The 24,267-nt window shown below is 30.4% G+C and carries 26 protein-coding genes and 1 riboswitch; of the genes, 13 read left to right on the forward strand and 13 right to left on the reverse strand.

Features of this window, described 5'->3' with window-relative positions; all coding sequences use genetic code 11:
• Positions 1-2: 2 nt before the first annotated feature.
• Entirely contained in the window at positions 3-971 is a 969-nt protein-coding gene (locus tag NZ841_05390; protein ID MCS7202190.1) for a hypothetical protein, read from the forward strand.
• On the opposite strand, the gene NZ841_05395 is transcribed toward NZ841_05390, so the two are convergent.
• Genes NZ841_05395 through NZ841_05405 form a run of 3 tightly spaced genes read right to left on the reverse strand, consistent with a single transcriptional unit; the run spans position 880 to position 3,551 of the window.
• On the reverse strand, positions 880-1,584 hold the full coding sequence (locus NZ841_05395) for an endonuclease (GenBank protein ID MCS7202191.1): 705 nt from the start codon (positions 1,582-1,584) through the stop codon (positions 880-882). The genes NZ841_05390 and NZ841_05395 overlap by 92 nt on opposite strands.
• Complete coding sequence (gene purH / locus NZ841_05400; protein MCS7202192.1) at positions 1,581-3,074, reverse strand: bifunctional phosphoribosylaminoimidazolecarboxamide formyltransferase/IMP cyclohydrolase; 1,494 nt, start codon at positions 3,072-3,074, stop codon at positions 1,581-1,583. The genes NZ841_05395 and purH overlap by 4 nt, the downstream gene beginning before the upstream one ends.
• 3 nt (positions 3,075-3,077) lie before the next feature.
• A complete protein-coding gene (locus NZ841_05405) occupies positions 3,078-3,551 on the reverse strand; it encodes a bifunctional nuclease family protein (GenBank protein ID MCS7202193.1) in 474 nt (157 codons plus the stop codon).
• Between the two features lie 80 nt (positions 3,552-3,631).
• On the opposite strand from NZ841_05405, the gene NZ841_05410 reads away from it, so the two are divergent.
• Positions 3,632-4,519, forward strand: coding sequence for a DMT family transporter (locus NZ841_05410; GenBank protein ID MCS7202194.1), 888 nt, complete (start codon positions 3,632-3,634; stop codon positions 4,517-4,519).
• On the opposite strand, the gene NZ841_05415 is transcribed toward NZ841_05410, so the two are convergent.
• From NZ841_05415 to rplU, 6 genes are all read right to left on the reverse strand, one after another.
• On the reverse strand, positions 4,491-5,012 hold the full coding sequence (locus tag NZ841_05415; protein ID MCS7202195.1) for an ECF transporter S component: 522 nt from the start codon (positions 5,010-5,012) through the stop codon (positions 4,491-4,493). The genes NZ841_05410 and NZ841_05415 overlap by 29 nt on opposite strands.
• Positions 5,013-5,098: 86 nt before the next feature.
• A riboswitch (FMN riboswitch) is annotated at positions 5,099-5,262 on the reverse strand.
• 22 nt (positions 5,263-5,284) lie between these two features.
• Positions 5,285-6,175, reverse strand: coding sequence for a DegV family protein (locus NZ841_05420; GenBank protein ID MCS7202196.1), 891 nt, complete (start codon positions 6,173-6,175; stop codon positions 5,285-5,287).
• A gap of 26 nt (positions 6,176-6,201) precedes the next feature.
• Positions 6,202-6,798 carry a nicotinate-nucleotide adenylyltransferase gene (gene nadD / locus NZ841_05425; GenBank protein MCS7202197.1) on the reverse strand — a complete coding sequence of 199 codons (597 nt, stop codon included), beginning with the start codon at positions 6,796-6,798 and terminating at the stop codon, positions 6,202-6,204.
• A complete protein-coding gene (gene obgE, locus NZ841_05430) occupies positions 6,791-8,083 on the reverse strand; it encodes a GTPase ObgE (GenBank protein ID MCS7202198.1) in 1,293 nt (430 codons plus the stop codon). Before obgE ends, nadD begins: the two co-directional genes overlap by 8 nt.
• Complete coding sequence (gene rpmA, locus NZ841_05435) at positions 8,084-8,338, reverse strand: 50S ribosomal protein L27 (protein ID MCS7202199.1); 255 nt, start codon at positions 8,336-8,338, stop codon at positions 8,084-8,086.
• A 13-nt stretch (positions 8,339-8,351) separates the two neighbouring features.
• Positions 8,352-8,666: a 50S ribosomal protein L21 gene (gene rplU, locus NZ841_05440; protein MCS7202200.1), complete on the reverse strand. Its 315-nt coding sequence runs from the start codon at positions 8,664-8,666 to the stop codon at positions 8,352-8,354.
• 206 nt (positions 8,667-8,872) lie between these two features.
• Between rplU and rpmB the strand changes: the two genes are divergently transcribed.
• From rpmB to alr, 11 genes are read left to right on the forward strand one after another with little or no spacing between them, the layout of a single operon-like run.
• On the forward strand, positions 8,873-9,064 hold the full coding sequence (gene rpmB / locus NZ841_05445; GenBank protein ID MCS7202201.1) for a 50S ribosomal protein L28: 192 nt from the start codon (positions 8,873-8,875) through the stop codon (positions 9,062-9,064).
• A gap of 4 nt (positions 9,065-9,068) precedes the next feature.
• Positions 9,069-9,389: a hypothetical protein gene (locus NZ841_05450; GenBank protein ID MCS7202202.1), complete on the forward strand. Its 321-nt coding sequence runs from the start codon at positions 9,069-9,071 to the stop codon at positions 9,387-9,389.
• 3 nt (positions 9,390-9,392) lie between these two features.
• Positions 9,393-11,348, forward strand: coding sequence for an ATPase (locus NZ841_05455; GenBank protein ID MCS7202203.1), 1,956 nt, complete (start codon positions 9,393-9,395; stop codon positions 11,346-11,348).
• Positions 11,349-11,360: 12 nt separating this feature from the next.
• On the forward strand, positions 11,361-11,834 hold the full coding sequence (locus NZ841_05460; GenBank protein ID MCS7202204.1) for a V-type ATP synthase subunit K: 474 nt from the start codon (positions 11,361-11,363) through the stop codon (positions 11,832-11,834).
• Complete coding sequence (locus NZ841_05465) at positions 11,835-12,398, forward strand: V-type proton ATPase subunit E (protein ID MCS7202205.1); 564 nt, start codon at positions 11,835-11,837, stop codon at positions 12,396-12,398.
• Positions 12,399-13,319 (forward strand): V-type ATPase subunit, encoded by a 921-nt coding sequence (locus NZ841_05470; protein ID MCS7202206.1) that lies wholly within the window; start codon positions 12,399-12,401, stop codon positions 13,317-13,319.
• Positions 13,312-13,644 carry a V-type ATP synthase subunit F gene (locus tag NZ841_05475; GenBank protein ID MCS7202207.1) on the forward strand — a complete coding sequence of 111 codons (333 nt, stop codon included), beginning with the start codon at positions 13,312-13,314 and terminating at the stop codon, positions 13,642-13,644. The genes NZ841_05470 and NZ841_05475 overlap by 8 nt, the downstream gene beginning before the upstream one ends.
• On the forward strand, positions 13,625-15,394 hold the full coding sequence (locus NZ841_05480) for a V-type ATP synthase subunit A (GenBank protein ID MCS7202208.1): 1,770 nt from the start codon (positions 13,625-13,627) through the stop codon (positions 15,392-15,394). Before NZ841_05475 ends, NZ841_05480 begins: the two co-directional genes overlap by 20 nt.
• A complete protein-coding gene (locus tag NZ841_05485) occupies positions 15,387-16,760 on the forward strand; it encodes a V-type ATP synthase subunit B (protein MCS7202209.1) in 1,374 nt (457 codons plus the stop codon). Before NZ841_05480 ends, NZ841_05485 begins: the two co-directional genes overlap by 8 nt.
• A 1-nt stretch (position 16,761) precedes the next feature.
• Positions 16,762-17,367 (forward strand): V-type ATP synthase subunit D, encoded by a 606-nt coding sequence (locus tag NZ841_05490; GenBank protein ID MCS7202210.1) that lies wholly within the window; start codon positions 16,762-16,764, stop codon positions 17,365-17,367.
• Positions 17,367-18,491 carry an alanine racemase gene (gene alr, locus NZ841_05495; GenBank protein MCS7202211.1) on the forward strand — a complete coding sequence of 375 codons (1,125 nt, stop codon included), beginning with the start codon at positions 17,367-17,369 and terminating at the stop codon, positions 18,489-18,491. Before NZ841_05490 ends, alr begins: the two co-directional genes overlap by 1 nt.
• Here the strand turns inward: alr and NZ841_05500 are convergent.
• The 4 genes from NZ841_05500 to ilvA are packed head-to-tail and all read right to left on the reverse strand — an operon-like array spanning position 18,475 to position 24,264.
• Complete coding sequence (locus tag NZ841_05500) at positions 18,475-21,000, reverse strand: CBS domain-containing protein (protein ID MCS7202212.1); 2,526 nt, start codon at positions 20,998-21,000, stop codon at positions 18,475-18,477. The genes alr and NZ841_05500 overlap by 17 nt on opposite strands.
• Entirely contained in the window at positions 20,991-21,992 is a 1,002-nt protein-coding gene (locus tag NZ841_05505) for a tRNA 4-thiouridine(8) synthase ThiI (GenBank protein MCS7202213.1), read from the reverse strand. The genes NZ841_05500 and NZ841_05505 overlap by 10 nt, the downstream gene beginning before the upstream one ends.
• Positions 21,989-23,050 carry a M42 family metallopeptidase gene (locus NZ841_05510; protein MCS7202214.1) on the reverse strand — a complete coding sequence of 354 codons (1,062 nt, stop codon included), beginning with the start codon at positions 23,048-23,050 and terminating at the stop codon, positions 21,989-21,991. Before NZ841_05510 ends, NZ841_05505 begins: the two co-directional genes overlap by 4 nt.
• Positions 23,051-23,055: 5 nt before the next feature.
• Positions 23,056-24,264 carry a threonine ammonia-lyase gene (ilvA, locus tag NZ841_05515; protein ID MCS7202215.1) on the reverse strand — a complete coding sequence of 403 codons (1,209 nt, stop codon included), beginning with the start codon at positions 24,262-24,264 and terminating at the stop codon, positions 23,056-23,058.
• Positions 24,265-24,267: the final 3 nt, after the last annotated feature.

The raw sequence follows: 24,267 nt of genomic DNA on the forward strand, positions 1-24,267 counted from the left end.
AGATGAAAAAAATAATTTTTGTTATTCTAATTATTTCTTTTTCTTTTTCTCTCTCGACTTTTGATATTCTTCAAGAGGCTTTAGAAAAAGATGGCAAGATCTCTCTTCAGGGAATAGAAATAAATATTTTTTACGATGAAAATGGGATGCCTAAAATTTCTATCTCAAGAGTAATATATGGAGGAAATTATAAGTTAAGAAGGGAATATCTAGCTCCTTCACTCTTTCTGGGAAGAATAATTATTGATGATGGAGTTAAAAAATTTGAATACATTCCAAATCTCAGAAGATTAATTATTTCCACTTCAGGCTTTATAAATGATTCTAGAGAAATAAAAAAAAGGATAGAGCTTATTAAAAAGAACTATAAAATTCTAAATTTGGGGATAGAAACTATAACGGATAGAAAAGCAATAGTAATACTATTGGTTTCAAAATATACCAATTTGCCTGTTCTTAAATTGTGGATTGACATAGAAACTTATTTTATCCTAAGAAAGGACAAATACAACAGTGATGGAAAACTACTTTCTAGAACCTTTTTTAGTGAGATTAAATATGGAGAATCCTATCCTAATTCTCTTTTTAAGCCCGATCCTCTATGGAAAACAGAGAATGTTATTAATGAACCTATATTTAAAGAAATTGATATTAAAAGTTCTGGAGAGATACCCTTAGAACTTCCCTTGGGATATGTTTTAGAAAAATTGTTTTTAATTCCTCAAGTAGAAGATTTTATTATTTACTATTATAGATATACTGATGGTTTAAATACTTTATCTTTCTTTAAAACAAATATTCCTTTAAAGAAGATTAGGGAACCAATAAAAGTAGGTAGCTTTAAAGGAATGTTAGAAGAGTCTCTTTTTTGGAAATCTTTTATGTGGCAGGATGAAATCTGGACTTATTTCTTAATTGGAGATATTCCTTATAATAAAATTGAAAATTTTCTGAAAAAACTCTTTCCTTGATAAAACAGCTTCCTTTACATAATTTACATTTTCTTTTTCCATGTTCCACTATTAAAGCATGATATTCATTAAATAATTGATATATTGGAAAAAGAAAATTTTGAAATAAACTTTGCCATTGTTCATAGGATAACGAAAATTCTAAAATACCAAGACAAGAAAAAATCTTTCTTGTGTAGTTATCAATAACGAAAACAGGTCGGTTAAAAGCATATAGAAGAATAGAATCAACTGTTTCTTTTCCCAAACCAGAAATTGATAAGAGTTTTTCTCTCAAGAGAAAAGTGGTTTCTTTCGAAATTTTGTCAAGTTTTCCGTCATAGGATTTAAATAGAAAATCTAAAAAATTTTTAATCCTTCTTGCTTTTATTTTATAAAAGCCACAGGGTCTTATTAAATCTTCTAATTTTTCAAGGGAAATATAATACAATTTATCGGGATCAAGAAGTTTTTTGTTTTTAATGTTGGCTATAGCTTTTTCTACGTTATTCCAGTTAGTGGCTTGAGTTAAAATTGCACCTATAATTACTTCAAAGGATGAATCTGCAGGCCACCAGTACTGAGGACCATATTTTTCAAATAATATTTTAAAGATTTCCTCTATGAGGTTCAATGCCTAAAATGTCTAATATTTATCATAACTAGTATAATTCCTAATTCTTCTGCTTTTTTAATGACTTCCTCATCTCTTATAGAACCAGAAGGTTGAATAATTGCCTTTATTCCATATTTTCCTGCCAATTCTATGGAGTCAGGAAAAGGAAAGAATGCATCTGAGGCAAGATATGCATCTTTTGCCTTTTCTCCTGCTTTTTCTAAGGCAATTTTTACTGAGTCGACTCGATTCATCTGTCCTGCCCCAATACCAAGAGTAGTTTTATTCTTACTTACTACAATGGCGTTGGATTTTGTATGTTTTACTACTTTTAGTGCAAAAATAAGTTCTTCTAAATCTTTTTCATTGGGTTTTTTAGAAGTTTTGACTTCATATTCATTTATAAGAGAATTATTAAATTCTTGAATTAGAAATCCTGTTTTGAGGGATTTTATCTCCCATGGATTTTTATTATCTTCTTTATATATAAGTACCCTTAAATTCTTTTTCTTTTCAAATATTTTTCTTGCAGATTCAGTAATATTCTTTGCAATAATAACTTCAAAAAAGTATTTACTCATTTCTATTGCACATTCATCATCTATGGTAAAATTACAGGCGACAATTCCACCGTATGCAGATATGGGATCTGACTCGTATGCTTTTCTAAAGGCAGATACTGGATGGGAAGACTCGGAAACACCACAAGGATTATTATGTTTTATAATTGCACAAGCAGGTTCTGAAAATTCTATTATTAAATTCCAGGCGGAATCTAAATCCAAGAGATTATTATAGGAAAGCTCCTTTCCTTGTAGTTTTTCCCAAGGCATTTTTTGATAAGGAAGAAGATAATAACTTGCCTTTTGATGAGGATTTTCTCCATATCTTAAGTCTAGTTCTTTTTTTAAAGAAATATTTATAATATCAGGAAAATCATTAGAAAGGAAATTTGTTATAATTTGGTCATAGAAACTTGTATAAGAAAAAGCCTTGATGGCCAGTTTCTTTCTGAATGTTTCATCTATTTGATTGTTTTTAAGTCTTTCTATTACTTCTTGATAGTCTTCAGGTGAAGAAATTACTAACACATAGGGATAATTTTTAGCACTTGCTCTTAAAAGACTAACTCCTCCAATATCAATATTCTCTAAAACCTCTTCCATAGTAACGTCTTTCTTTTTTATTACTTCAGAAAAGGGATATAAATTACAGACTACGATATCAATTAAAGGAATATTATTCTTGCGGAGTTCTTCTAAATCTTCTTCTTTGTTTCTTCGTGCTAAAATTCCTGCAAAAATTTTAGGGTGTAATGTTTTTACTCTTCCTCCAATTAGTTCTGAAAAACCAGTAAATTCAGAAATTTCGTGAACAGGAATATTTTCTTTTAATATTTCCTTTGCAGTAGAATGAGTAGCTATAATTTCATATCCTAAGTTATATAATTCTTTTGCAAAATTTCTTATTCCTTCTTTATTATATACACTAATTAAACACCAAGGCATAGTCTATTGTTTCTTAAATTCCTCAGGATTTATATTTTGCAAAAATTTTTCTAATTCCTCATCAGAAGCATATTCTTCAATAATACCTGCTTCATCAAAAACTTGAGACTCTACATATATGGGGGACTGTGTTCTCAAAGCAAGAGCCATAGCATCACTAGGTCTTGAATCAATTTCAATAACTTTATCTCCATCTTCAAGAAAAATAGTTGCATAAAAAGTTCCTTCTTTTAAACTGTGAATCAATATCTTTTGTACTTTTATTTTTAAATTATCTAAAATATTTTTAATTAGGTCATGAGTTAGAGGCCGAGGAGTACTAACTTTTTCAAGAGCAATGGCAATGGCATTTGCTTCAAAGGGACCAATCCATATAGGAAGTAATTTTTTTCCTTCTTTTTTTTCTTTTAAAACTACTACAAATTGATTTGTCTGAGGATCTAAATTTAAACTTAATATATATGCTTCAAGCATCATTATAATCACCTCTTTTTTACTTTTTACTTTATCTTACCTTAAATCTCTTTCTTTGTAAATCATGTTATAATTTCAGTCATATGATTAAAGGGAAAGAAATAAAAGGGATATTTATATTAACTTTAGTAACTTTAATATGGGGAAGTACCTTCTCTATGTCAAAAATATCTCTCCAGTACGTATCGCCTATAATTCTGCTTTCATTAAGATTTACTCTTGGTACTATTTCTCTTTTTGTTTATCTCTTATTTTTTTCAAAAAATAATTTTAAAATAACAAAATCAGGAATAATTTTGGGTGTTATAAATTTTTTAGCTATTGCCTTTCAAACCTTTGGTTTAAAATATACATCTGCAACAAAAACAGCCTTTATTACAGGGATCTCTGTCCTTTTTGTTCCTTTTGGTGAAAAAATTTTATTTAAGAATAAAATATCTAAAAATGTTTGGATAGCGGTAGTTTTAGCTATTTTAGGACTTTTCTTTTTAACAGTTGATTTTAAAGAGCTGTCAGAGATAAATATAGGAGACTTTTTAGTTCTTTTATGTGCTATTACCTATACATTGCAAATTCTTTTTATCTCCTATGTTGTCCATAAAGCGGATATATCTAATCTTGCCTTTGTAGAATTATTAATAACATCTCTTCTATCATGGTTCTTTGCTATTCCAGAGATATATAATTTATCTTTTGAAAATTTAGTTTTTGCTTTTCCTCCTATTTTATATCTTGGAATAATCGCTACTGCTTTAACTTTAACTTTACAGCTTTTAGGACAAAGATATCTCTCTCCATCTAAATCTGCAATAATCTATAATCTTGAACCTGTTTTTGCTTTTTTATTTGCAAGAATTTTTTTGAATGAAAGATTAAAAATAGGGCAGGGGATAGGAGCGATTTTAATAATTCTTTCTCTTTTCCTATCCCTGCCTCAATTTTCTATTTTAAATAAGAAGAAAAGGGGATAACTTTAGTTAGAATATAAGTCAAGAAAGAATTTATTCCTGCTTTTATTAAATTAAAGGGAATAATTACAGGAACTATTAAAGCCAAAACTTCTTTAACGGAAACCCCAAGATAAATTGGAGTAAATATTAAATTTGCAATGGACATTACTCCTGCCATAGATAGAGTCCCTAATATGAGAGGGATTTCCAATTTTTTCATTCTTTTAAAGAAAAGGCCAGCAACACTAATTAAAGTTCCTGTAGCAATAAAATGCATCAGGGCACCAATGGGACCACCTTGTCCTGTAATCAATGCCATAAGAATTGATACAATTAGAGTTGCTAATAATCCTTCAAATACTCCTATATAGAGAGCAACAATTAATAAAGGAATATCTCCTGGATCGTATAAAAGATAGGAAGCTTGGGGAAGAATTGGGAAATAGATGGTGATAGATAAAATTAAGGAAATACCAGTAAACAGCGATACTAATACTAGTTTTTTAGTACTCATCTTATCTAACCTCCTTTAAAAAAATTTATTAAAAAAAAGCCCCAAGGTAAAAACCTTGGGGCAACTTTTTCTTCTTCAAAAATTTAAGCTACCTTCTCCCATCCGGACTTTACCGTCGGCTCTGGATTCTCACCAGATCTGCAAGCTTTTCGCTTGCTCGCAGGCTTAGATACCCTCTAATTAGGGTATCATCACTGCCGGTCGGGAATTGAAGGTATTAAAACCTTCTCACCCTGCCCCGAAGGTAGTTTACCTTATTTGAAGTCAATTTTTTAAATTTCTAAGGAAAGTTCAGAAGGATAAGCTACAACTCCTACCGTTCCTGGTCCACCATGAACACTTAATGCTGCACCTAGTTTTGATATTATAACATCCTTTACTGCAAATTTTTTTGAAATTTCTTCTTTTAATTTTTCTAGTTCATTATATACTCCTGCATGTACTAAACCAAGATTTAATAAGGTTTTTTCTTTAAAAAATTCCTGCATAAGACTTACAATTCTTTTATAGGCCTTTAATCTTCCATGAGCTTTATCTAATGCAAAAATTACTCCTTCCTCATCAATAGAGAGTATAGGATTAATATTTAAAGCTTCTGCTAAAAGAAATTTTGCTTTGCCGATTCTTCCTCCTGCTGCTAAATATTTGAGAGTATCACTAGTTAAAGCATGAAAAATTCTTTTTCTTAATTTTTTAATATGCTCTATAGTTTCTGGAATCTTCCAACCTTTTAAAGATGCCTTTGCTGCTTCCATCACTAAAATTCCTGTACCAAGAGATACAGATTTGGAATCAAAAACCTCTATTTCTGCTTTTGGATTTTCCTCTTTTATTATATTTTTGGCATTAAAAGCAGACTGAAAAGCTCCACTTCCCCAAGAAGTTATGTGAATACTTAAAATTGATTTTCCCAAATCTATAAGTTTTTTAAATAACTCATAATATTCTCCAACTCCAGGGCATGCAGTCTTAGGTAAGTTATTCACATTGTTTTTTAAATATTCCCAAACTTCTTCTGAAGTAATATCTACTTTCTCTTTGTATTCTTTATTATTCATATGTATATAATAATGGACAATATTTATTCCATATTTTTCTACTAATTCATCGGGAATATCAGAAGTTGTATCTGTTATCACACTGAAACTTTCTTTTGTTTCCACTTTAACCTCCTAAGCTATATTTTTCATTATAAAATATATAGTCTCTTTTTGTAAATATATTCTTCTACTAAAGGAGGAACTAAATATCTTATTGACCTTCCCATTCTAATTCTTTCTCTTATCTCTTGAGCAGAAATGGGGAAATATGGAAAATCAAAAAACAATATTTTTTCTTTATATTTCTCAATAAAATCTTCTAAATCCATGTTGAAGTTTTCTTCACCCCTTTTTCCTACAATTAATCTGCATAGATTTATCACTTTCTCAGGATTCTTCCATGATAAAAATTGACTAAAGGCATCGCTTCCTAAAAGGAGAAATATTTCTTTGTCTCTATAAAGATTTTTTATTTCTTCTAAGGTATCGACAATATATGATCTTCCTTCTCTTCTAATTTCAATATCGGAAACTTCAAAATAAGAAACATTAATTGTTGCTAATAAAACCATTTCATACCTTTCTATTTCTGAGGCTAAAGGAATATTTCTATGAGGAGGAATTTTATTAGGGATAAAGATTATTTTTTCTAAGTTAAAATTCTCTTTTGCGGATTCTGCAAACCATAAATGTCCATTATGAATTGGATCAAAGGTTCCACCTAAAATCCCAATCTTATTACTCATTTTCAAGTATTAATTGAGAATGAGGAAAAGAATAGTATTTAAAAAAATAATTTCCAATTTTTATTAATTCTCCGTCATTGACTTTGTTTTTACGTATAAGTTTTAAAATGCCTCTTCTACGAATATAGTTTATAAAATAACTTTGTGCTTGAAAATCATAAAGATTTAACCTGTTTGCCAAGCTTGTTGATTTTGGATCATTAAGAATCCAGAAATTGTCCTCTTTTTGAAGTGAAATTACATCCTCTTTTAGGTCTTCTTTTTCTTTTATCTCTATCATCTGAGGAACCTCTAAAACTTCCTTTAAGTTCTCCCAAACTAATTTAACAAATTCCTCTAAATTTAATTTAAATTTAGCGGAAATAAAAATAAAGGGAAAATTCAATTGAGATAACCAATTTTTAATCTCATCTAAATTTTTTTGAGTTTCAGGAAGATCAATTTTGTTAATAGCAATAATTCTTTTTTTGTCTAGTAGTTTTGGATTATAAAGTCCCAATTCTTTTTCAAGAATAGAGTATGCCTTTTGGGGTGGATTTATTTCATCGCTTCCATCAAGAAGAAATATTAAAAGATGTGTTCTTTCAATATGTCTTAAGAATTCGTGTCCCATTCCTTTCCCTAAATGAGCTCCTTCAATAAGACCTGGTATATCTGCAATGGTAAAGCTAAAATCTTCTCTTTGGACTACTCCTAAATTAGGAAACTTTGTAGTAAAAGGATAATCTCCAATCTCAGGATGGGCTGAGGTTATTTGGGAAAGAAGGGTTGATTTTCCAGCATTAGGAAGTCCTACTAGTCCGACATCTGCGATAATTTTTAATTCTAAATATATCCACCTTTCTTCTCCTTTTTCACCTTTCTCTGCAAAATAGGGGGTTTGTCTCGTTGAAGTAGCAAAGGAAGAATTTCCTCTTCCTCCTTTTCCTCCTTTTGCAACAGTTACTCTTTGTCCAGGATAAACGAGATCTTCAATAAGTTCATTGGTTTCAGCATCAAAAACTAAGGTTCCTATTGGGACTTTTATAATTAAATCCTTTCCGTTCTTTCCATTTTGCTTCTTTCCTTTTCCATGGGAACCTTTTTCTGCGATGAAGTGTCTTTTATAGTAAAAATCTAAAAGAGTATCCAAATTTTCATCCGCCTCAAGAATTACATCTCCACCTTTTCCCCCATCTCCACCATCAGGACCCCCTTTGGGAGTAAACTTTTCTCTTCTAAAAGAAACACACCCATTCCCCCCGTCTCCCCCTTTTACAAAGATTTTTACTTTATCTATGAACATTTATTGAATTGGTATCACATTAACTATCTTTTTTCCTTTTTTAATGGAAAATTTTACAATTCCAGGAGCTAAGGCAAAAAGAGTATGATCTTTACCCATTCCAACATTTAATCCAGGATGAAATTTTGTTCCCCTTTGTCTAATAATAATGTTTCCAGGATATACAATTTCATCCTGAAATTTTTTAACTCCTAACCATTTAGGATTACTATCCCTTCCATTTCTGCTTGCTCCACCAGACTTTTTATGAGCCATTTATATCACCTCTTTATTGAATTTCAATATTTTGAATTGCTAATCTTGTAAAGGGTTGTCTGTGTCCATATTTTCTTCTATAATGCTTTTTTCTTTTAAACTTAAAAACTATTACCTTAGGATATTTATCCTGTTTTAAAACTTTTGCAGTAATTTTTACTCCCTCTAAATAAGGCTTTCCTATCAATACTTCGCCATCTTTATTTAAAAGAAGAATTTTATCTAAGATAACCTCTTCGCCCTCTTTTGCATTTATCTTTTCCACCTCAATTATACTTCCAACAGACACTTTATACTGTTTTCCTCCTGTTTCTACAACTGCAAACATCTATTCCCTCCTTCAAATTTATTTTTCTTATGTAAAATTCAGACAATACAATTTATCATTTTAAAAATCTTTTTGTCAAGATTAATTTTAGAATTAATGATGTCCCTTGAGATAATCTTAAAAATTTTTTAAACTTTTATCTTATAAATCCTATGATATAATTGACAGAGTAATAAAGAAAGAGATAAAGAAGGGAGGAATATAATATGTCAAGAAAGTGTGATATTTGCGGAAAGGGTCCTTGGGTAGGATTACAAGTGAGCCATTCCCATAGAAGGACCAAAAGAAGATGGCTTCCAAACATTCAAAAGGTTAAAGCAGTGGTTAATGGAAAAATTACAACTCTAAAGGTTTGTACGAGATGTCTTAAAGCAGGAAAGGTAGTAAGGGCAGTGTAGCGCCATGGGAGAAAAAATTAAGGATATCATAGATTTTATAGTAGAAAAGGAAAAAGAGATAGAAAATAGCATTGAATCTGCTAAGAATTACTGGTCCTCCTGGCTTCGAAATGAGATTTTTCGTTGGGAAGAAGAAGAAAGAAGGATAATGGAAGATTTTGAGAAATATTTAGAAGAATTTTCAGAAAAGAAAAGATTAGAAATAAAACAAAAAGAAGAATTATTAGAGAAAGAATTTCAAAGACAAAAAGAGGAATATAAGAAGAAATTAGAAAAAAATTATTCAAAAGCTTTAGAATTTTTATGGAAAAAGCTTGGAGAATAAGCTATGGCAATTGTTTCTTTAAAAAGATTTTGGATTGCAGTTTCTAAAGAGAATGAGGAAAAATTAGTATCTTTACTTAAAGATTATTCTCTAGTTCACTGGGAGGATCTTTCTCCTGAAGAATCTTCTCTAGACTCTGAATTTTCAGTTATTATAAATAAGTTAGAAGAAATAATAAAACTTCTTTTTAAAATTTTTCCTGAAAAGAGGGGTTTTTTAGAAGGGTTTTTTGGAGGAAGACCTGAAATATCGAAGGAGGAACTAGAAAAATTAAGAAAAGAAGTTAATTGGGAAGATTTATATAAGAAAGCAAAAAATATAGAGAGGTCATTGATTCTATTAGAAGAAAAGGAAAAATTTCTTCAAACTTTATATGAAGAAACTCTCTATTGGGAAGATTTAGATGAATCCTTAGATTTTTCAAGAAATTTAAAAAGATTTTTGTTTTATAGCGGTAGTTTTTTAAAAGAAAATTTTGAGAAATTTAAAGAAGAATCCAGGGAAATATTAGATAGAGGCTGGATAAAATATTGGGAAAAAGAAAAGCAAATAAAATGTATCTTTATAGTTCTAAAAGAAGATAAGGATAAGATAGAAAATCTATTGCAAAAATATAAATTTGAGTTTCATAGAATTCCATACTTACGAGGAAAACCTTCGGAAAATATAGAGAGAATAAAGAAATATTTTGAAAAATTAAGAAAGGAATTAGAAGAAACCTTAGAATCCGCAAAGGAACTCTATGACAAAAAACACAATTTATTAGCATGGTATGATTATTTTTATATAAAATCTCAGGAAAAAAATTTTAAAAATTTTAGTTTTGATAGTAAATATTTTGTAGTTTATTCTGGATGGATTCCTACGAAAATTAAGGAAAAATTTGTTAATGAATTGAAAGAAAAACTTGGAGATTTCGTTTGGGAAGAAAGAGAGCCTTTACCTGAGGAAGAGCCACCTGTTCTTCTTGAAAATCCTAAAATTTTTAAACCCTTTGAATTTTTAACAAAGCTTTATGGTTTACCTCCATATAGGGCTTTAGATCCTACGCCTTTTACAGCTCCCTTCTATCTCCTTTTCTTCGGAATTTGTGTTGGAGATTTTGGTTACGGTTTATTACTTCTTCTTTTCTCTTTATGGATAAAGAAAAAATTTAAACCTGAAGGCTCTGCTAAAGAATTAATGGATTTACTTTCAGTCCTAAGTATTCCTTCTATAATTGTAGGAATAATTACATGGAGCTTTTTTGGAAATCAGATATTTTTAGGACCTGATGGAAAATTTCTTGGAGTTCTTCCCATAATTAATCCCTCGGTAGATTTGATAAAAGCCTTGAGTATAGCTTTGCTTATTGGAATAGTTTCTCAATTTTATGCTTTAATATTAAGATTTATTTCTTCTTGGAAAAAGAGAGATTATGAATCTGCATTATTTGATGCACTTTTATGGATTATCTTTTTAGGCTCTATATTGTTCTATGTTTATTCAAGATTTCAAAATATCTCTTCATTGGGTCTTATTAGATATCTACTAGTGCTGAGTCTAATAGGCTTAATTTTAACTCAAGGTAGAGAATATAAGGGAATTGTAAGAATTATTGTAGGTTTGATAAGTATTTATGGAATATTAGGGGGATATGGGATAACCTCTTTTATAGGAGATATTCTTTCCTACTCTCGTCTTTTTGCTCTCAATTTAGTAAGTTCAATTTTTGGATTTGTTATTACTCAACTTTCTGAGATGGTAGGAAACATTCCTTTTCTCGGATGGATCTTGTTTAGTATTATCTGGATTGCAGGACAACTTTTAAATTTCATTTTAAGTGTGTTAGGCGCTTTTGTTCATTCTACTCGTTTACAATTTCTTGAGATTTTTGGTAGATTTTATTCATCCGGCGGAAGAAATTTTAAGACTTTTAAAATAGATGGAAAATACTTTAAACTAAAAGAATCAAGATAGGAGGTAAAGGGTATGTTAGGATTAGCTATTGCCTTAATTGGGGCTGCTTTAGGTGCGGCTCTTGCTGCTGCTGGCTCTGGTAAAGGAGTTGGAATTGCAGGAGAATCAGCTGCTGGAGTTTTAGCAGAAAAGCCAGAGCTTTTTGGAACAGTGTTGATTCTTCAAGCTCTTCCAGGAACTCAGGGTTTTTATGGTTTTATTTCTGCTTTTTTAATCTTATTAAGATTGGGAATTCTTGGGGGAAAATTGCCAGAGTTAACTATCGAACAAGGCCTTTTAGTTTTTGCAGTTAGTATTCCTATAATGTTTGGAGAATTTGTTAGTGCCATATGGCAAGGAAGAGCTAGTGCAGCAGCATTACAGATGGTAGCTCAAAAACCTGAGACTTCGGGACAAGCAATTATTATCCCTGCATTAGTTGAGACTTATGCTATTCTTTCTTTAATAACTTCTATAATATTCTTATTCTATGGAGTGAAAATATAAATGGGTTTAGATAAGATTGTAGAAAGATTAGCAAAGGAAAAAGAGGAAAAAGTTTTAGAAATTAAAACTAAGACAGAAAAAGAATTGGAAAAAATTTTGAAAAAAAGAAAGGAAGAACTTGAACTTTGGAAGGAAGAAAGAAAGAAAAAAATAGAAGAAGCTTTATTGAATGAAGAAAATATTGCGTTAGCAAAAAAGAGACTACAATTTAAGGATGAATTATCTTTATTGGAAAACCAGATGATTTTGAGATTAAAAGAAGATGTTTTAAATAAGTTTCTTTCTCTTAATAAAGAGGAATATCAAAAGTTCTGGGAGAGACTTTTGAGTAAAGAAGGAATAGAATCAGGAGAGATTATCTTAGCGAAAGGAGAAGAGAAATTAGACATAAAAGAACTTTGTGAAAAATTTAAATTAATTTATAAAGAAGAAAGATATGAAGGAAAAGCAGGATTAATGGTTAGAAAAGGAAATATTATCGAAGACTTAACTCTGGAAAATATTATTGATGAAAAAATAAAAGAAAATATTTTAGAGTTGGCAAAAATATTACGAGGGGAATAAATGAGTTATCAAAAATATCTTTTCATATCTACTAACTTAAAAGCAAGAACTTCAAAATTTATAGAATCTACTCTCTTTTCATGGCTTAAGGAGGCAGGATGGGAAGAAATTGAGGATTGGTTAAAAAATTCTCCTTACAATTTTCTACTAGATAGAGAAGATTGGGATAAAGCCTTATGGGAGAATTTGAATAAAGAGCTTCAAGATATAAGGAGAAGTGTAAAGGATGATGTTTTTGAAAGTTTACTTCTGTGGGATTTTTACTTTCATAATTTGAAAGCTTCTATACATCAAGTTAGTAAAGAAATTGATGAAGAAGTCTTTTATCCAGTAAATTTTACAAGTAGATTTTACAAGGAATTTAAATCTATCTATCCAAAAGCTATAAAAATTTGGGAAGATACAAATGATGCTTTTGAATTAGATTTATTTTTAGATTTACAAAATATTTTAACTTCTGAAAAGTTTCTTGAAAATTTAAGGAATAAAAATGTTTATTCTTTCTTCTCATTTCGAAACAAGTTACTTCTTGTAAAGATTCTTTATAGAGCAAAAATTCTAGAAAAAAGTTGGGAAGAACTTGAAAAATCTGGAATCTCTCAAGTTAAATGCGGTATTAATATAAGAAATTTGTATTTATCTTCTATAGAAGATTGGTTAGAAATTTTCAGCGGAGAATATAGGGATTTTTTGAAGAAATTACTTGACAATGAAGAAGATATTGATTTTTTAATTAGAAAATATATTTATGTTTTTTTAAAAAAGAATTTTTCGAGAGTAATAAGTGGTCCTGAAGTAGTTTTATATTATTTTTATAACAAGTACTTGGAAGGCGAGGAATTAATCTCTATTTTAAAATTGAAAAAGAACAAAATTCCAAATATCTTATGGGAAAAGAGGTTTCTTAAGATAAATGTCTGAGGGGAAAATTGCTATTATAGGTTTTAAGGATTTGATAGAGATTTTTAAAATTTTCGGAGTAGAAACCTTTAGTGTAGAAAATGATATTCAAGCCTTAAATGTGTTTGATAATCTCTCAGAAAGAGATTATAAGCTTATAATAATTTTAGAAAGTGTTTCCCAAAGAGTTTTAGAACAAAAAACAAAAAAGAGAATTCTTATTCTTCCTGATACTTTTTCCAATTTTAATTTAGGAATGGAAATTATAAGAAAGAATATTGAAAAGGTATTAGGAGTAGATATTCTATCTGAAGGAGAGGGATACTATGAAAGGAAAAATTATTAGAGTAGCAGGCCCCTTAGTTATAGCAAAAGGTCTTACTGATGTTAAGATGTACGAGATGGTGAGAGTAGGAGATCTTGAACTATTTGGAGAGATTATTGGTTTGGATAGAGATACTGCAGCAATTCAAGTTTATGAAGAAACTCAAGGAATAGGTCCCGGTGAGCCTGTATACCCCTTAGGAGAACCTCTAAGCGTAGAATTAGGTCCTGGTATTATTGGACAGATATATGACGGAATTCAAAGACCTTTGAATCAACTTGCTTTAAAAACGGGAGATTTCTTAAGTAGAGGAATATCTCTTCCTGCTTTAGATAGAGAAAAAAAATGGGAATTTGAGGCAAGAGTTAAGAAAGGAGAATATGTCGAGGGTGGAGATATTTTAGGAGTTGTGCAAGAAACTTCTGCTTTAGAACATAGAATTCTTTTACCTCCTTATCTTAAAGGAAAAATTTTAGATATTAAAAGTGGAATTTTTACAGTAGAAGAAGTAATAGGAATTCTAGAAGATGTGAAAGGAAATAAGGTAGAATTGAAATTAATGCATAAATGGCCAGTGAGATATCAAAGACCTATAAAGGAGAAAAAACCTCCTACTATTCCCTTAATTACAGGTCAAAGGGTTTTGGATACTTTCTTCCCTTTAGTTAAAGGCGGAACTGCTTGTGTTCCAGGGCCTTTTGGAAGTGGAAAAACTATCATTCAACATCAATTAGCAAAATGGGCGGATACAGAAGTAGTAGTGTATATCGGTTGTGGAGAAAGAGGAAACGAAATGACAGAAGTTCTTATAGAATTTCCTGAATTAAAAGATCCAAGGACAGGAAAACCTTTGATGGAAAGAACAGTATTAATTGCTAATACTTCGAATATGCCTGTTGCTGCAAGGGAAGCATCGGTTTTCACAGGTATAACCATTGCAGAATATTTTAGAGATATGGGATACCATGTATCATTAATGGCGGATTCTACCTCTCGTTGGGCGGAAGCTATGCGAGAAATTTCTGGAAGATTAGGAGAGATGCCAGGAGAAGAGGGATATCCTGCATATCTTGCCTCAAGAATTGCATCTTTTTATGAAAGAGCTGGTCTAGTTCACTGCCTAGGTAAGGATGGAAGGATTGGATCTATAAGTATTATTGGGGCAGTATCACCTCCTGGAGGAGACCTTTCAGATCCTGTAGTTCAAGCGACTTTAAGAGTTACAAAGGTGTTCTGGGGATTAGATGCTCGATTAGCTTTTGCAAGACATTTTCCAGCTGTAGATTGGCTTATAAGTTATTCTCTTTATGTAGATCCTGTTTCAAAATATTGGAGTGAAAATGTAGCGAAGGATTTATATGAGTTAAGACAAAATGCAATGGCTATTTTACAGAGAGAAGCAGAACTTCAGGATATTGTAAGACTTGTAGGAATGGAAGCTTTATCATCTCAAGATAGATTAACTTTAGAAACTGCAAGATCTATTAGAGAAGATTTTCTGCATCAAAACGCTCTTCATGAAGTAGATACTTACACTTCTCCTAAAAAGCAGTATCTTATGCTAAAGAATATTATTAATTTCCATAGAAAAGCAAGTAAAGCTTTAAATTCAGGAATAGAATTAGAAACTATTTTAAAACTTCCTGAAAGAGAAAAAATCTCTCAAATGAAATATGTGCCAGAAAAGGAGATACATAAATTAGAAGAGCTCATAGAAATAATAGATAGGAGATTTGAGGAATTAAGGGAGGGAATAAAACAATATGCCTAAGGAATACACTTCGGTTTCAAAAATTAGTGGACCTTTAGTTTTTGTAGAAAATATTGAGAATGTTAAATATGGAGAATTAGTAGAAGTAAAATTAAGTTCGGGTGAAATAAGGCAAGGACAAGTTCTTGAAGCTTCGGAAGGTGCAGCTTTAATTCAAATGTTTACTAGCACCCAGGATTTATCTCTTCAGGGAATGAGAGTAAAATTCTTAGGACATGTTTTAGAAATAGATCTTTCTCCTGCAATATTAGGAAGAACTTTTGATGGTTTAGGAAGACCAAGAGATGGGGGGCCTGCTATAATACCTGAGAAAAAGAGAGATATAAATGGGAGTCCTATAAATCCATATTCTCGTGCGTATCCTTCAGAGTTTATTCAGACAGGTATTTCTGCTATTGATGGAATGAATACATTAGTAAGGGGACAAAAATTGCCTATTTTTTCAGGTTCAGGACTTCCTCACGCTACCCTAGCAGCTCAGATTGCAAGACAAGCAAGACTTTTAAATGAAGAAGAGAAATTTGCGGTAGTTTTTGGAGCTCTTGGTATTACCTTTGAAGAAGCAAACTTTTTTATAGAAGAATTTAAAAAAACAGGAGCATTAGAAAGATCAGTTTTATTTATAAATCTTGCAGACGATCCAGTAATTGAAAGAATTGCAACTCCAAGATTTGTTTTGAGTTGTGCGGAATATTTAGCTTTTGATTTGGATATGCATGTTTTAGTAATACTTTCTGACATGACAAATTATGCGGAAGCATTGAGGGAAATTTCTGCTGCCAGAAAAGAAGTTCCAGGAAGAAGAGGATATCCAGGATATCTTTATACGGATTTAGCTACGTTGTATGAAAGAGCAGGGAGAATTAAAGGAAAGAAAGGCTCTATAACATTAATACCTATTCTTACTATGCCTGAAGATGATAGAACTCATCCAATCCCTGATCTTACAGGATATATCACTGAAGGACAGATTTTTTTAAGCAGAGAGCTTCATAGAAGAGGAATCTATCCTCCTATTGATGTTTTACAATCTCTTTCTCGATTGATGAGAGGAGGAATAGGTGAGGGAAGAACAAGAAAAGATCATGGAGATCTTTCAAACCAATTATATGCAGGATATTCAAGAGGAGTAGAGGCAAGAGAATTGGCTGTTGTCTTAGGCGAATCTGCATTAACAGAAGAAGATATTTTATTTTTAAAATTTGCTCAAGAATTTGAAGAAAAATTTATAAAACAAGGAGAATATGAAAACAGAAGCATATTTGAAACTTTAAATCTAGGTTGGAAATTATTAGGTATGCTTCCAAAGAGCTCCTTAAAGAGAATAAGACCAGAATATTTAGAAGAATTCTGGGGGAAAGTATAGTATGCCACTAAAGGTTAATCCTAATAGAATGGAATTATTAAGGTTAAAAAGAAGATTAGCGGTAGCTCGGAGAGGACATAAGCTCCTCGAAGATAAATTAGAAGGTTTAATTCAAAAATTTATGGAAGAAGTAAAAAATTATAAAGAATTAAGAGAGGAAATATCAGAAAAATTCTTATCTTTTTTATCCCTTGGATGTTTCACTTATTTAAGAATCCCTTCATTTATTTGGAGGGACTTAGTGTTGATAAATGAAGGAGAGACTCTTCTTAGAGAAAAAATTGTAAAAGAAATGAATATTCCTGTTTCTATATTGAATATAGAAAATGTTTATGTTCCCAAATATAGTTTTATTGAAACACCTGAAACTCTAGATCATTTAGTTTTTCGTTGGAAAGATCTTTTAGAAGGATTAATAAACTTGGTAAACAAAGAAAGAGAGCTCTTAGCTCTTTCCGAAGAAATTGAAAAAACTAAAAGGAGAGTGAATGCGTTAGAATATAAGCTTATACCGCAAATTGAAGAAACTGTAAAATATATTACTACGAAACTTGAAGAGTTAGAGAGAGGTAATTTTATAAGACTTCTTCGACTAAAAGAATCTTAATGATAAATAAATTAGCATGGAAGGAAATAGATTTATCCTCTCTTTTTCATAATCTTTCTATTCTAAAAAATAAAGTAGGAAAGAATGTAGAAATTATTCCTGTAGTTAAAGCAGATGCCTATGGGCATGGAGCAAGGCTAATTAGCAGATTTTTATCCAAAAATGGAATTAGAATATTTGCTGTTGCTATAGTTGAAGAAGGAATAGAACTTAGAAATTACGGAATAAGAGAGAAAATTCTTGTTCTTTCTCCTCAATTTGTAGAATCCATTTCTTATTTAGTAAATTATAATTTAACTCCTGTTGTTTCTTCTCTAGATTTCTTGCATGCCCTAGGAGAATATACTTTTTCTAAAAATATTGAATTTTCCTTTCATTTAGGAATAGATACGGGTATGGGGAGGGAAGGAATAATAATTAAGGATTTAGATAAAATTTTAAAAATAATTGAAAAATATCCTAATTTAAAATTAGAAGGTCTATCTTCTCATCTTTCAAGCTCTGAAGATAAGCTTGACCCATATAATGAAAAACAGGGAGAAATATTTGAAAAGGCTTATAATAAGTTAAGAAACTTAGGCTATAATATTTTTTGCCATTTTGCAAATACAGGAGCTATCTTTAATTTTCCAGAATTTTTTTATCATGGAGTAAGACCTGGAATTGCCCTTTATGGATATGGAGATAAAGATTTAATCCCTGTAATGTCTGTAAAGGCAAAAATTACGTTGATAAAATTAGTTCCAGAAAACTGGGGGATTGGTTATAACCATACCTATATGACAAAATCCCCTACATTAATTGGCTTAGTTCCCCTAGGATATGCGGATGGATATAGAAGAGATTTTTCAAATAAAGCTTATGTAATAGTAAAAGATAAATTATTTCCTGTTATTGGCAGAATATCTATGGATCAATTTGTGATAGATATATCCTCTGATCCATCTATAAAGGTAGGAGATATAGTTATAGTTTTAGGACGAAGTGGAAACTTAAATATAGATGCTGAAAAGCTCTCATCTTTAGCAAATACTATACCCTATGAGATATTAACTACTTTTGGTATGGCAAAAAGATTAGGAACAATTTATAAATTTGAAGGAAAAGTTATTGAAGAGATTTAAAAATTTCTCTTACATAGCTAATCTCGTCTTCTCTGTTTTTCAATTTTCCTTCCAAGTATCCTATAAATAAGTTTTTTAATATTTCTCCAACAATCTTTCCTTCTTTTACTCCTAAATTAATAAGATCTTTTCCCTTTAAATATGGAACTTTTTTCTCTTTAAGCTCTTTTATTTTTAAAAAAAGTTGAGATTTTTCTTTATTCTGAAATGTTAAACTTAAAAAGAAGATCAATTCTATAGGAAGATCAATAATTTTATCTAAAGTTTTTCTATCCAGTTCTTTGTCAATGAATTCAAAATAGTTATTTATTAAGAATATAACTTTATGGGAAAAATGATAATCTTTAAGCCAAGCTATAGCTTTGTCTCTTTCTATTTCTCTTAAAAGATTTAAAATTTGTAAATTAATCTGATCTAATTTTTTCTCCTTTCGAATTTCCATATTTATTTCTTCAAAATTTGAGGGTAAATTCTTTCTTGGAAGAAGAAAGGGAAGAGCTTCTAGTTCCTCTAATCTTTTCCAAATCTTTTCGGGTTCGGGTTCTTTTAATATTAACAAAATTTCTTCTTTTATTCTTTCTTTGCTTAGTTTCTTTAAGAATCCTTGATCAATAGCATTTTTTAATAATTCAAAGGTTTTTTCTTCAAAGGTAAAACCTAATCTTTTTTCTAATCTTATTCCTCTTAGAATTCTTGATGGATCTTCTATAAAACTTAGATTATGCAAGACTCTTAATTCCTTTCTTGATAGATCTTCAAGGCCACCAAAAAGATCAATAATTTCAAGCCATCTATCATGGTTCAAAGAAAGTGCTAAAGTATTTATGGTAAAATCTCGTCTTTTCAAATCTAACCAAAAGGAACTCTTTTCTACATGGGGTAGTGCCCCAGGAGCAGGATAATATTCCTGTCTCGCACTAGCTATATCAATTTTATTACCGTTTTCTAATATAATTTCTGCAGTCCCAAATTGTTCATAAACTCTAATTTTTCCTTTAAGCTTACCTAATAGACTGTTAAGAAATGGTTTTACATCTCCCTCTATTACAATATCCAAATCCATACTCGGATATTGTAGTAACAAATCCCTCACAAATCCTCCTACAGCATAAACAGACACGTTAAGTTGAGAAGAAATATTTTTAATATTTTGTAATATTTCCCACCAAAAGGAATTTCTAAGAAGATTCTCAGAAAGAATAGCAGTACTTCCTAAAGGTAAAGGTAAATGATTTTTCATAAAGTGAAACTTCAATATGTCTTGTCTTGTAATTATTCCTAAAACTTTATCATCCTTTACCACAGGGACTCTTCCAATATCTTTCTCTATAAGTAGTTGTTCTACAAAAGATAATGGTGTATCTGGATCTACTGTTATTACAGGTTTGGACATAAAAGATTTAACTTTTCTTTTTGATAATTTCATATTTATAGCCTTTTCTATATCTCTTCTGCTAATTATTCCTACTAATTTGCCATTTTCCAATACACATAATCCTCCATATCCATATCGGGTCATAATCTTGTGAGCTTCAGAAACAGTAGTTTCTGGAGTTATGGTCTCTACTGGATAAGACATAATATTCTTAGCTAGAAAATTATATGGTAAAAACTTCTTAAGTTTTACCCTTAAGTAATTTTCTATTTCAGCTAGTTCTTTATTAGTTAAGACTATTGTAGAAGCTGTGGGATGGCCTCCAGGATTAAATTCTTTAAGTAGCTCTAGAAGATTTATTCTTATAGTTCTTGATCTTCCCATTAGATATATTTTTTCTTTAATTTTCAAAAGGATGAACAAGGCATCAGCATTTTTTTCGTCCAATAATGCATGAGCTAGAATAGAAAGCCCTTCTATATATTTATCTTTTTCTAAGGAAACCAGGAGGATTTTATAGCCACTTATATCTTCTTCTTTTGCATTTTGAATTAAATCATTTAACAAAGCTCTTTGTTCATCAGTTAGTCTTTCTCTGTTGTAATAGTTAATAATATTTAAGTTTGCACCTCTTTCTAAAAGATAGGCACATATTTTAAGATCCCTTGGGGTAGTTGTAGAAAAGGTAAAACCACCTGTGTCTTGATAAATTCCAAGAGAGAAAATTGTGGCTTCAATTGGATCTATTGGTATATTATTTTTAATAATTAATTCTACTAAGAGGGTTGTAGTAGCTCCAACCTCTTCAATATATTCTTTATCTCCTTTAATATCTCCTGATTTATGATGGTCATATATCTCTATATATGGCTTTTCATCTTGTAAAAGTAATTTCTGAAATTCTTTTTCTAATCTATTTAGCCAGTGATTATCTACTAAAATAACTTTTTCTACTTTTTCTGGGGGTTTTTCCTGAAATTTTAAAAAGTCTTTATATAAAGAATAAAATTCATAAACTTTTCTTTCCATGCTTCTACTTGGTACAGCCCATGCTTGAGGGAAAAGCTTTTTAGCTGCATATAAAGAAGCTAGTGCGTCAAAGTCTAAATAATTATGAGAAAATATTACTTGCATGTTATATTATATTTTAAAAAATCTAAATTTTCTTTTAAGAGTTCTCTTACTAATAAAATCTCTTCCTTGTAGAATGTTTTATATAAAACAGGTATTTCAGGATCCATTTTATGATCGCTATAATATGCAGCTATTTTTGCAATAAATTCTTTATCTTCTTTTTCTTTTATGATCTGATCAGGAACTAAGACTAAAGCACTTGGTTCCTTTGCTTTAAATAAAGTGTCCTGTTCGCTAAAAAAGCTTAATAATTTTTCATTTTCATCCTTATTTCTACCTATAATTAATTTTATATTATTGGATAATCGAAAATGTCTACCGATTTTTAGTAATTCTAAGTCTCTTCTTGTTATATTTTCTTTATTCTTTAATAAATCTAGTAATTTCTTAGAAAAGAGTTTCTCTGTTAAAAGACATCCTCCAGAAGGAGTTGGTATTTCCTTTAATCCTATATTTCTTGCCAATTCTAATTGTATTTTTCTTGATCTTCCCTTAATACCAAGAAGTTTTTCTCTTTCTACTAAACCTTCTCTTTCAGGTTTTGTTATGGGTAGAAGTTTTGCGGAAAGGGGTCTTAAAACATAGTCTTCTACTCCTGAATATTTTGCTACAATATTTAGAGAATTTATATTTTGGGACATAGGTCTTTCTCCTAAAACTTCTCCTGTGATTATAAAATCTCCTTCATATTTTTTCATTAGTTCAAAACTTTTTTTAAGCATAAGAGCATGACAATCTATACAAGGGTTCAGATTTTTTCCGTATCCATATTTAGGATTTTTAAGTATATCTAAATATTCTTCAGTTATGTCAATTATTTCTAAAGGAATATTTAAAAACTTTGAAGCTTTTATTGCTTTTTCTGAACTAAAAAAGGGAGTAGTAAAGTTAATTCCAATGACTTCGATTTTCTGTTGTAATATTAACCAAACGGCCAAGATACTATCTAATCCTCCTGATAATAGAGCTAAAGCTCTGGCTTTCTTTTTCATAAATTATCCACTGTTTCTTGGTCTAATTTTCTAATCACTTCTAAAATTAAATTTTTAGCAAATAAAAAATCATCTAGATGGATAATACTTCCATGAGAATGAATATATCTTGCAGGAACACCTATAACAATAGATGGTACTCCTTTAGCGTTTATATGAATTCTACCACCATCGGTTCCTCCTCTTTCCAAGGTGGAAAACTGTAATGGTATATTTAAAGATTCTGCTGTCTCAATAAATAATCTTTTGAGATTCACATTAGGAATCATAGTTGCATCATAAAGAATTAAGGAGGGTCCATTTCCTAAAGATATAGGTTTTTCTTGATTAATTCCAGGAACATCAGTGGCTATATCTGATTCTAGTATAATTCCTACGTCAGGATTTACTAAGTAAGAACTTGTGGTTGCTCCCCTTAAACCTACCTCTTCTTGAACAGTAAAACTTACATATACTGTATTAGGATGCTTAATGTTATTTAATTCCTTAAGTATTTCTATTCCTAATGCGCATCCTATTCTATCATCCCATGCTTTTCCTAATAGATACTTTTTATTAAATAAAGGAGTAAATTCACTTTGGGGAATTATAGGATCTCCTGGTAAAACTCCCATTTCTTTTACTTCTTCTTCACTTTTTGCTCCAATATCAATATACATGTCTTTCTTTTCTACAATCTTTTTTCTTTCTTCTTCTGTTAATATATGAGGAGGTTTTGATCCTATTACTCCAATAATATCTCCTTTGCTGGTTTTAATTATTACCCTCTGAGATAACAATACTTGATCCCACCACCCACCTAATGGTAGAAATTTAATGAATCCATCTTTTGTGATACTTTTTACTATGAATCCTATTTCATCCATGTGTGCGGACAACATTATTTTAGGAGAGTCCTTTTCTCCTTTCTTTCTTATAATTAAACTTCCTAATCTATCCTCTAATGTTTCTCCAAAGGGTTCAGCATATTTTCTAATTACTTCTCTTACTTCTTTTTCATATCCAGGAATTCCACCCACCTCTGAAATTTCTTTTAACATTTTCATTAACTCTTCCATTTTTTCTAGTCTCCTTTCTCCAATATCTCTATAGGATATCCTTCTTCTTTTATTTTATCAACCAACCTATATATTTGAGAAAAATCTTTTGTTTCCAAGGTGATATCAACGGTTGTCTCTCCTATAGGGAAAAGAGGATTCGCTCTATCTTGATGAATTGCTACTATATTTGCTTTCTCTTTTGCGATTATGTCTAATATTTTTGAGAGACGACCTGGTGTATCTAAAACTCTTATACGCAAATGGACTAATCTTCCCGAATGAATTAATCCATATTCGAGAATTCTTGAGAGTAAACTTACATCAATATTTCCTCCACTTAAGATTAAAACAATTCTCTTTTCTTTGATTTTTTGATAATTTTTTAATAATGCAGATAAAGAAACAGCTCCTGCTCCTTCTACCAAGGTCTTTGCTCTTTCTAATAAAAAAAGAATTCCTTGAGCAATCTCCATTTCATCTACTAAAAATATATCATCGAGATACTTTTCTAGTATTTCTTTTGTTAGTTCTCCTTCTTTTTTCACTGCTATACCTTCTGCAATAGTCGATGTAGGTTTATTTTCTATTTTTATATTTTTAAATCTTTCATAATATGAAGGAAAAGCAGAAGTTTGAACACCATAGATTTTTATTTTAGGATTTTGTTCTTTTACTGCGATGGATATTCCACTTGCTAATCCTCCACCCCCTATAGGAACTATTATTGCTTCTAAATCTGAAAGTTCCTTAAGAATTTCTAAACCAATAGTTCCTTGGCCTGATATAACTAATGGATCGTCGAAGGGATGAATGAACACTAAATCTTCTTCTCTTGCTTTTTTTAAAGCATAGTCATAAGCTTCATCGTATATAGAGCCATAGAGAATTACATTAGCAGAATAATTTTTTGTGGAAATAATTTTAACTAAAGGAGTGTTTTCAGGCATTATAATAGTTACTGGTATAGAAAATAATTTTCCTGCAAAGGCAACTCCTTGAGCATGATTTCCTGCAGAAGATGCAATTACTCCTTTAATTTTTTTATCTAGTCGACTAACATAGTTAATAGCACCTCTTATTTTGAAGGAACCAGTCTTTTGAAAATTCTCATACTTTAAGAATACTTCTTTTTGAGTCATTTCACTAAAAGTTTGGGAAAAAGCCAAAGGAGTCTTGTGAATCCAAGGAGATATTCTTTCAATAGCCTCTTTAATATCTTTTAAACTAATCATTTT

This window comes from Dictyoglomus sp., from assembly GCA_025060475.1.
Lineage (GTDB): Bacteria > Dictyoglomota > Dictyoglomia > Dictyoglomales > Dictyoglomaceae > NZ13-RE01.